The organism is Actinomadura sp. NPDC000929 (assembly GCF_040492065.1).
Taxonomy (GTDB): domain Bacteria; phylum Actinomycetota; class Actinomycetes; order Streptosporangiales; family Streptosporangiaceae; genus Spirillospora; species Spirillospora verrucosospora.
The window spans coordinates 25,576-34,376 of the sequence record NZ_JBEUPA010000088.1; the positions used below are offsets into that span (position 1 = coordinate 25,576).

10 protein-coding genes are annotated in these 8,801 nt (G+C 75.1%); 5 read left to right on the top strand and 5 right to left on the bottom strand.

Going from position 1 to position 8,801, the window contains the following annotated elements; genetic code table 11:
- Positions 1 to 10: 10 nt before the first annotated feature.
- A complete protein-coding gene (locus ABWI04_RS26630) occupies positions 11 to 643 on the bottom strand; it encodes a class I SAM-dependent methyltransferase (RefSeq protein ID WP_353834145.1) in 633 nt (210 codons plus the stop codon).
- A gap of 61 nt (positions 644 to 704) precedes the next feature.
- A complete protein-coding gene (locus ABWI04_RS26635) occupies positions 705 to 1,208 on the bottom strand; it encodes a cysteine dioxygenase (RefSeq protein ID WP_345179088.1) in 504 nt (167 codons plus the stop codon).
- Positions 1,209 to 1,505: 297 nt separating this feature from the next.
- On the opposite strand from ABWI04_RS26635, the gene ABWI04_RS26640 reads away from it, so the two are divergent.
- Entirely contained in the window at positions 1,506 to 2,759 is a 1,254-nt protein-coding gene (locus ABWI04_RS26640; RefSeq protein ID WP_345179089.1) for a sensor histidine kinase, read from the top strand.
- Between the two features lie 39 nt (positions 2,760 to 2,798).
- The gene (locus ABWI04_RS26645) at positions 2,799 to 3,473 is read left to right on the top strand and encodes a response regulator (protein ID WP_179834470.1); all 675 of its coding nucleotides are present in this window, start codon (positions 2,799 to 2,801) and stop codon (positions 3,471 to 3,473) included.
- A gap of 13 nt (positions 3,474 to 3,486) precedes the next feature.
- On the opposite strand, the gene ABWI04_RS26650 is transcribed toward ABWI04_RS26645, so the two are convergent.
- Both ABWI04_RS26650 and ABWI04_RS26655 read right to left on the bottom strand, forming a co-directional pair.
- Complete coding sequence (locus tag ABWI04_RS26650; RefSeq protein ID WP_345179090.1) at positions 3,487 to 4,443, bottom strand: quinone oxidoreductase family protein; 957 nt, start codon at positions 4,441 to 4,443, stop codon at positions 3,487 to 3,489.
- 26 nt (positions 4,444 to 4,469) lie between these two features.
- Entirely contained in the window at positions 4,470 to 5,216 is a 747-nt protein-coding gene (locus ABWI04_RS26655) for an SDR family oxidoreductase (protein WP_345179092.1), read from the bottom strand.
- Between the two features lie 46 nt (positions 5,217 to 5,262).
- On the opposite strand from ABWI04_RS26655, the gene ABWI04_RS26660 reads away from it, so the two are divergent.
- Together ABWI04_RS26660 and ABWI04_RS26665 are read left to right on the top strand one after the other, a co-directional pair.
- A complete protein-coding gene (locus ABWI04_RS26660) occupies positions 5,263 to 6,486 on the top strand; it encodes an acyl-CoA dehydrogenase family protein (RefSeq protein ID WP_345179093.1) in 1,224 nt (407 codons plus the stop codon).
- Entirely contained in the window at positions 6,483 to 7,148 is a 666-nt protein-coding gene (locus tag ABWI04_RS26665) for a TetR/AcrR family transcriptional regulator (protein ID WP_345179095.1), read from the top strand. The genes ABWI04_RS26660 and ABWI04_RS26665 overlap by 4 nt, the downstream gene beginning before the upstream one ends.
- Positions 7,149 to 7,179: 31 nt before the next feature.
- On the opposite strand, the gene ABWI04_RS26670 is transcribed toward ABWI04_RS26665, so the two are convergent.
- Positions 7,180 to 8,199 (bottom strand): ROK family transcriptional regulator, encoded by a 1,020-nt coding sequence (locus tag ABWI04_RS26670; protein WP_353834146.1) that lies wholly within the window; start codon positions 8,197 to 8,199, stop codon positions 7,180 to 7,182.
- 76 nt (positions 8,200 to 8,275) lie between these two features.
- On the opposite strand from ABWI04_RS26670, the gene ABWI04_RS26675 reads away from it, so the two are divergent.
- Positions 8,276 to 8,801 (top strand): MFS transporter (locus ABWI04_RS26675; RefSeq protein ID WP_353834147.1); only part of this gene is annotated, 526 nt, incomplete at its 3' end.

The following is an 8,801-nucleotide window of genomic DNA, read 5'->3' on the forward strand; positions in this document are numbered from 1 at the left end:
CGGCGTCCGGTCAGTCGCGCACGGCGATTCCGAGCACGTGCGGCGAGGCCGGGTTGGCCCGGCTCGGCTCGGGGAACTCGAACCGCCGCTCGGCGCGCACGGTGAAGCCGCTGCCGGCGATCCACTCGCCCGTCGGGCGCGTGACGTGGCAGCCGGCGGCGAAGAACGGCCACAGCAGGTCGGCGTAGCGCTGGAACCGCACCTTGCCGGGCGTGCCGCCCCGCACGTGCTCGTAGTAGCGCAGCTCGCCGCCCGGCTTGAGGACGCGCCGCAGCTCGGCCAGCGCCCGGATGGGGTCCCGGACCGAGCACAGCACGAGCGACGCCACCGCCACGTCGAACGACGCGTCGTCGAGGTCGAGGTCCTCGGCGAGGCCGGGGCGCACCGTGATCGGGACCGGCGCGCGGCCGGCCGCGTGGGCGGCCTTCGCGCGCAGCCGCGGCTCGGGCTCGACGGCGACGACCTCGGTGACCTCGGGCGGGTAGTGCGGGAAGTTGGCCCCGTATCCGGCGCCCACCTCCACCACGCGGCCGGACGCCCCGGCCAGCAGCTCCGCGCGGCACGCGTCGCCGCCCGCCTTGGCGCAGCCGGCGTCCAGCCGCGGATAGAGGCGGGCGAAGATCGGATGGCTCAGGTCGGTCATTCCCGCAGTCTCCGCCGCCCCGGCGATCACCGCAAGATCGGCGGCCCCGGGCTCGCCGGCCTCACCAGTCGGCGGCGGACTCGTCGGCGAGCCGGACCAGGCCGCCGCCCGAGTCGACGTCGTACCGGCGCATCGCGCTGAGCGGCGGCGAGTAGACGTGGACGCTGACGGCGGGCGCGTCCGAGGTGTTGCGCACGTCGTGGACGTAGCCCGGCCCGAAGGAGTGGGCCTGCCCGGCTCCGACGCCGCGGGCGGTCCCGATCCGCCGCGCGGCGGTGACGCGCTGCTCCTCCAGGGTCCCGAGGGCGACCGCGAACGCGCCCGCGGAGTCGCCGTGGTCGTGGAAGCCGGTCGACTGGCCGGGCAGCCAGCTGATCAGCCAGATCTCGTGGTCGGCGTCCTGGTGGACGCGCTCGTACCAGCGCCCTCTCGGGTCGAGCCGGACCCGGAGCAGCCACTCCCCCGGGTCGGCGGCGAGCCCGCGCGCCCGTTCGGCGAGGCTCCGGGGCGTGAAGGGGGCGCCCTCGGGCGCGGGCACGGTGAGGCCGGTCGTGGTGACGGTCATGCGGTCGCTCTCCTAGCGGTGTGCTGCCATTCCTCGTCGCGCTGGGCGGGACGGGCGGCGACACAGCGCGCTGGCCTGGCGGCGCAGGTCGACATGGAGGCGCTCGTGGCGGAGTCCGGTGATCGGCACGAGCACCAGCGTGGCCCAGATTCCATATAAAGTCAATCGGAAATAGCTGTTTACCGTCCCTCCCCGCCGCCGCGGGCGCCGCCCGGGCCTGATACCCAGGGGCTGGATCGGATCTCCCTCCACCGGGTCAGGCCTCCGGGGAGCCGGGCGTTCTAGGCTCGCAGCCAAATGAACGATCCAGACCGCCCCGCGACCGCGGGCCGCACCCGGCTGGCCGCCGGCGTCCGCGCCGCCCTCGTGCCCGGCCACGACGAACCGGCCGTCACGCTGCTGCCCGCCCACCCGGCGCTGCGCATCCCGATCCTGATCGTCCTGACGCTGCTGGCCGTCGGCTTCACCGCCGGGGACATCGCCATCTCCATCACGCAGTACCACGTCAACGCCCAGCTGGCCTGGCCCCTCGGCGCGCTGCAGGCGTTGCCCCTGCTGTTCGCGGCCCGCTGGCCCCTGGCCGCCTGGCGGGTCGCGGCGACCGGGCTGCTGCTGACGGTCTTCGTCCGGCACGGCGAGGGCTTCATGCCGTGGCCGGTGACGGCGATCCTCGCCCTCATCATCATCCTGTTCTTCGTCGGCGTCGGCGCCGCCCGGCAGACCACCGTCGGCGTCGGCGCGGTGACCATCGCCGGAGTGCTGGCGCCCGCCGTGCTGATCGGGATGCCCGGCTGGTTCGGCATGATCCTCGCCGGCATCGCGGCGGTCACGCTGACCTTCGGCGACGCGGTCGGCGGGCGGCACTCGGCCGTGGAGGAGCTGCGGTGGCGCGAGGAGCAGCACCGGCGCGACCTCGCCCGGCAGGCGGTGCTGGAGGAGCGGGCCCGCATCGCCCGCGAGCTGCACGACGTCGTCGCCCACCACATGTCGGTGATCGCGATGCAGGCGGAGGCCGCCCCCTACAAGATCCCCGAGCTGCCGGACGCGGCGCGGCAGACCTTCGAGGTCGTCCGGGACGCGGCCCGCGAGGCGCTGACCGAGACGCGCCGGGTCGTCGGGCTCCTGCGCGCCGACGACGAGGGCGCCGAGCGCGCCCCCCAGCCCGGCCTGGAACGGCTGGACGACCTGATCGGCGCGGCCCGCCGCTCGGGACTGTCGGTCGCGAGCACCGTCGTCGGGATGCCGCGCCCCCTGCACGCCGGGGTCGACCTGTCGGCGTACCGGATCGTCCAGGAGTCGCTGAGCAACGCCTCCCGGTACGCGCCGGGCTCCCGGGTCCACGTCGAGGTGCGGTACGGCAACGACACCCTGACGGTGACGGTCACCGACGACGGCGCCCGCAGCACGCCGGAGGAGTCGCACGGCGGCGGCCACGGGCTGGTCGGCATGCGCGAGCGCGCCACGATGCTCGGCGGCAGCCTCGACGCCGGGCCGCGCGAGGACGCCGGCTGGTCGGTCGTCGCCGAGCTCCCCTATGGCGATCCGGACTAGCCGGGGCGGGCCGGAGCATCCCGGCCGTAGGGTTGTGCCGTGACGATTCGGGTGCTGATCGCCGACGACCAGGTGATGATCCGCGACGGGCTCGCGGCGCTGCTGTCCTCCGATCCCGGGATCGAGGTGATCGGGCAGGCGGGCAACGGCCGCGAGGCGGTGGAGATGGCCCGCCGGCTCGACCCGGACGTGGTCGTCATGGACATCCGGATGCCCGAGATGGACGGCCTGGCCGCCACCGCCGAGCTGGCCGGCTCCCCCGACCCGGACGCGGACCCGGCCGGCGCCCGGCCGAAGGTGCTCATGCTGACCACCTTCGACCTCGACGAGTACGTCTACGAGGCGCTCGGCGCGGGGGCCAGCGGCTTCCTGCTGAAGGACGCCTCGGCGGCGGACCTGGTGAACGGCGTGCGGGTGGTGGCGGCGGGCGACGCGCTGCTCGCCCCGTCCATCACCCGCCGGCTGATCGGCGACTTCGCGCGCCGGCGCCGCCACCAGCGGCCGAGCCCGAAGGCGACCGCGGGCCTGACGCCGCGCGAGCTGGACGTGCTGCGGCTCATGGCCCGCGGCCTGTCCAACGCCGAGATCGCCGCCGAGCTGGTGCTGGCCGAGCAGACGGTGAAGACGCACGTCGGGCACGTGCTGACCAAGCTCGGGCTGCGCGACCGCACCCAGGCCGTCGTCTACGCCTACGAGAACGGGCTCGTCGGCTAGCGGCGGGCGCGGCTCAGCGCGACGGGTCGAGGACGAGCTTGCCGGTGGTGCGGCGGGCGCGCAGGTCCTCGTGGGCCTGCCGCGCCCCGGTCAGCCCGTACTCGCCGCCGGCGACGACGCGGACCACGCCGTCCGCGGCGAGGGCGAACAGCTCGTCCAGCGCCTGGCGCATCACGTTGCCGGGGAGCTGGAAGACGTGCGCCAGCCACATGCCGGAGATCGTGGTGGAGTGCGACATGAGCGTTGCGGGCCGGACGGGCGAGGGCTCCGTGCGCGACGCCATGCCGTAGAAGGCGAGGCGGCCGAACGGGGCCAGGGCGCGCAGGCTCTGGTCGGTCACCGTCCCGCCGGTCATCTCCAGGACGGTGTCGACGCGCCTGCCCTCGTTGGCCTCGATCAGCGCCCGGGTGAGGTCGGGCACGCCCGCGTCGATCGCGACGTCGGCTCCGAGGTCGAGGGCGAGCTGCCGCTTGCGCTCCGACGAGGCGGTCGCGATGACCCGCCCGGCGCCCCACGCCTTGGCGAGCTGCACGGCGATCGTCCCGACCCCGCCCGCGGCGGCGTGCACGACGACGGACTCGCCGGGCTCCAGGTGGACGCTGCGGCGCAGCAGCACCCACGCCGACGCCCCCTGGACGATCATGCCGAGGGCGGTGACGTCGTCGATCTCGTCCGGGACGTCCCAGGCCAGCGCCTCGGGGGCGACGGCCTTCTCCGCGTAGCCGCCGCTGCCGACGAGCGCGACGACGCGGCGGCCGTCGGGCGTGGCGCCCACGACCTCGCCGCCCGGCACCATCGGCAGCGTGGACTCCGAGAGGTAGCTGTTCTCGGCCTGGTGGGTGTCGGCGTAGTTGACGCCGGCCCGGGAGACGTCGATGAGCAGGTGCCCCGGCCCGGCGGCCGGCTCGGGAAGCTCCGCGACGGTCAGGACCTCGGGACCGCCGAACTCGGTGATCTGTATCGCGCGCATGACTCTCCTCGGAAGCTCTCGGATGCTCAGCGGGGGCCGGGGACGCCGCGGAAGCGGAACGGCTCGGACGGGCGGCCCGGCACCACGTACCACGCCTCGCCGGCGCCGCCGGCGTCCAGGATCCGCATGAACGCCTCGACCACGTCCCCCACCTCCAGGATCGGGAAGCCCGTCTTCTGGAGGTGCCCCTTCATCGGGGTCAGGATGTCCGTGTCGGCGAAGGAGGGGCACAGCGCGTTCACGCGGACGCCCTCCTCGGCGAACGCGGGGCCGAGGGCGCGGACCAGTCCGACCACGGCCGCCTTGTTCGCGCCGTATACCGGGTCGAACGGCGTCGCCGTGAGCGCGGCCATGCTCGCGGTGGCCACGATGTCGCCGCCGCCCCGGGCGCGCAGCGCGGGCAGCGCGGCGTGCGCGCCGAACACGACGCCGTCGAGGTTGATCCCCATGGCCCGCCGGTACGCCGCGAGGTCGAAGTCGTCGCCGACGCCCCCGCCGCCCGCCACCCCGGCGTTGAGGAACGCCACGTCCAGGCCCCCGAAGCGGTCGACGGCGGTCGCGACGGCGGCCTCGCTGTCGGCGGGGTCGCGCACGTCGCAGCGGACGAACGCGCCGTCCAGCTCCTCCGCGAGCGCGTCCCCGGCCTCCACGTCGACGTCGGCGAGCACGACCCGCGCGCCCTCGCGGGCGAGGCGGCGCGCCACCGCGGCCCCGATTCCGTTGGACCCGCCCGTGACCAGTGCGACCTTGCCGGTGCCGTCGAAGGGTGCCATGGGGGACTCCTCCCGAAGTAACTGACTCGTCAGTTACTCTAGCGGAATGGACTTCGGTTTGAGCGAGCGGGCCCGGGACCACCTCGGCCGCCTCCAGGACTTCATGGACTCCCACGTCTACCCGGCCGAGCCGGTCTACGCGGCCCAGCGGGCGGAGCTGCGCGCGGCGGGCCGCGAGCACCACGTCCCGCAGGTCGTCGAGGACCTCAAGGCCGAGGCGCGCGGGCGCGGCCTCTGGAACCTGTTCCTTCCCGACAGCGAGGACCCCGCGCACGGCCTCTCGGTCACCGACTACGCCTCGCTCGCCGAGCTGACGGGCCGCTCCCCCAGCCTGGCGCCGGAGGCCATCAACTGCGCGGCGCCCGACACCGGCAACATGGAGGTCCTGCACCTGTTCGGCACGCCCGAGCAGAAGGAGCGCTGGCTCGCGCCGCTGCTGAGGGGCGAGATCCGCAGCGCGTTCGCGATGACGGAGCCGGACGTGGCGAGCTCGGACGCCACCAACATCTCCACCCGCATCGAGCGCGACGGCGACCACTACGTCGTCAACGGCCGCAAGTGGTGGATCAGCGGCTCCGCCGACCCGCGCTGCAAGATCATGATCGTGATGGGCAAGACGGACCCCGAGGGCCACCCCTACCGGCAGCAGTCGATGGTGCTCGTGCCGCTCGACGCGCCCGGGGTGGAGGTCGTCCGGCCGCTGCCCGTGTTCGGCTACCAGGACCAGCACGGCCACTGCGAGATCACCTTCACCGACGTCCGCGTCCCGGTGGAGAACCTGGTCGGCGAGGAGGGCGGCGGCTTCGCCATCGCGCAGGCCCGCCTCGGCCCCGGCCGCATCCACCACTGCATGCGCGCGATCGGGATGGCCGAGCGGGCGCTGGAGCTGATGTGCGAGCGCGCGGTGTCGCGCGTCGCCTTCGGCGGGCCGCTGGCCAAGCAGGGCGTGGTGCGCCAGCAGATCGCCGAGTCGCGGATGGCGATCGAGCAGGCCCGGCTGCTCACCCTCAAGACCGCCTGGCTGATCGACGAGCACGGCGTGCAGGCCGCCCGGTCCGAGGTCGCCGCGATCAAGGTGATCGCCCCGCGCGTCGCACTGGACGTGGTGGACCGGGCGATCCAGGTGCACGGCGGCGCCGGCGTCAGCGACGACACCCCGCTCGCCGCGATGTGGGCCGGGCTGCGCACGCTGCGCCTCGCGGACGGCCCGGACGAGGTCCACGTGCGGAGCGTGGCCCGCGCCGAGCTCGGACGGTACCTCGGCACATGACGGACGGCACGGGGGAGGCGGCGCCGGGCGCGCGGCGGCGCATGCCGCACGCCCGGCGGCGCGAGCAGCTGCTCCAGGCGGCGCTGGCGGAGTTCGGACGGCGCGGCTACCACCTGACCCAGATGGAGCACGTGGCGTCGGAGGCGCAGGTGTCCAAGGCGCTGCTGTACCAGCACTTCACCTCCAAGGAGGAGCTGTTCGCCGAGGTCACCGAGGCGATCGTGGCCGAGCTCACCGGCCGGCTGAACCGGGCCGTGCTCGCCGCGCACGGTTCGGCGGACGGCATCCGGGCGATGATCCGGGTGCTGTTCGACTACGCCACCGAGGAGCCGGACGCGTGGGCCCTCGTGGTCCGGCACCTCGACAAGCCCGAGGTGGGCCTGGAGCTGCGGGAGCTGCGGGACCGGCTCGGCACCGCGTTCGCCGACCTGCTGCTGCGCCGCCGCCGCGCCGACCCGGCGCTGTCGCCAGCGGCGCTCGCGGTGAACGAGCGGCGGGCGCGGCTGCTCGTCCCGCTGATGTACGGGTCGATGCTGTCGATGGTGTCGTGGTGGCTGGAGCATCCCGACACGCCGCGCGAGCGCGCCGAGCAGATGGCCGTGGAGTTCATCTGGCTCGGCCTGGACCGGCTCCGGGCGGGCGAGCGCCTGCCGAAGGAGTGAGCGGCCCGGGGCCCGGCGGCGCCCGGCCGGCCTAGCCGAAGACGTCGTCGCGGACGAGGTCGAGGGCGGTGAGCACCGCGCCGCGCAGCACGGCGTCGCCCTCGACGCGGCTCGGCCGCACGTCGGTGGCGGCCGGGCTGAGGAGGCCCAGGTGCGCGGCGACCAGGCCCGCGAGCCGGTCGCCGCCCGCTCGGCCGAGCGCCCCGCCGAGCACCACGAGCCCCGGGTCCAGGACGGCGACGAGCACGAACACCGCCTCGGCGATGCGCCCGGCGATGGCCTCGTCGCCGAGACCCGCGACGGCCTTCTCGTCGAGCAGGGCGCAGAAGTCGGTGCCGCCGACCTTCAGCAGGCCCACCTCGCCCGCGCCGCCCGACGCGCCGCGCCGCAGCCGCCCGTCGAGGAAGAGCGCCCCGCCGACGCCGTCGTCCAGCCAGAGCAGCGCGAAGTCGTCGCGGCCGGCCGCCGCGCCCTCCCGGTGTTCGGCGATGGCGCCGAGGTTGACCTCGTTCTCCACCAGCACCGGGGCGCCCAGCCGGTCGCGCAGGGCCGCGCCGAGGTCGGGCCGGCCGCCGGGGACGCCGCTGTCGGTGGCGCGCCCGGTGCGCGGGTCGATCAGCCCGGGGGTCCCCAGCACGACCGTGTGCAGGGCGCGGCCGCCGGCCGCCTCGGTCACCGCGTCGGCGACGAGGGCGCACAGGTCGGGGGACGGGGGCAGCGGCCGCGAGGCCGATCCCGCCGGGTTGCCCGCGATGTCGGAGACGCTGACGTGCACGGCGTCGCGGCGCAGGTCGACCCCGGCGACGTGGGCGCGGTCGGCGACCAGCCCGTAGAGGCGGGCGTTCGGGCCGCGCCGGTCGGCGCCGGTCTCCCCCGCCGCCTCGATCAGCCCGCCGGCCCGCAGCCGCTCGATCAGGTCGGACACCGTCGGCCGCGACAGCCCGGTCAGGGTCCGCAGCTGCGGCGCGGTCAGCGGCCCGCGCTCCAGCAGCAGGTCGAGGGCCAGCCGGTCGTTGATCGCGCGGGCCATCGTCGGGTCGGCGGTCTTCACGGCCCCCATGCTAGTAGGCAGGGAACCTGCCCGATCCGCTTTTCATCAGGAAGGCTGCCTGTTAGTTTTTGAGATCATGAACTCCCCCCACCGCGCCATCGCGGTCGTGTTCGCCCTGCACGGCGCCGTCGCCGGCACCCTCGCCACCCGCATCCCCTGGATCCAGGACCGGCTCGACCTGTCCCCCACCCTGCTCGGCGCGGCGCTGCTCTGCCCGTCCGTGGGCGCGTTCATCGGCATGCCGACCGCGAGCCGCATCGCGCACCGGATCGGCGAGCGCCGCGCCACCCGCCTGCTGATCGCGGCCTGGTGCGCCGCCGGGGCGCTGCCCGCGCTCGCTCCCGCCCCCGCCTTCCTGTTCGCGGCGATGCTGCTGTTCGGGGCCACCGCCGGCATGTCCGACGTGGTGATGAACGCGCACGCGGTGTCGGTGGAGCGGCACCTGGGGCGGCCGGTCATGTCCGGGCTGCACGGCCTGTGGTGCGTCGGCAGCCTCGTCGCGGGCGGCATCGGGATCCTGGCCGCGCACGCGGGCGTCGACGCCCGGCTGCACCTCGGCCTGGTCGCGGCCGTGCTGCAGCCATGTTCACACCCCGCGTTCA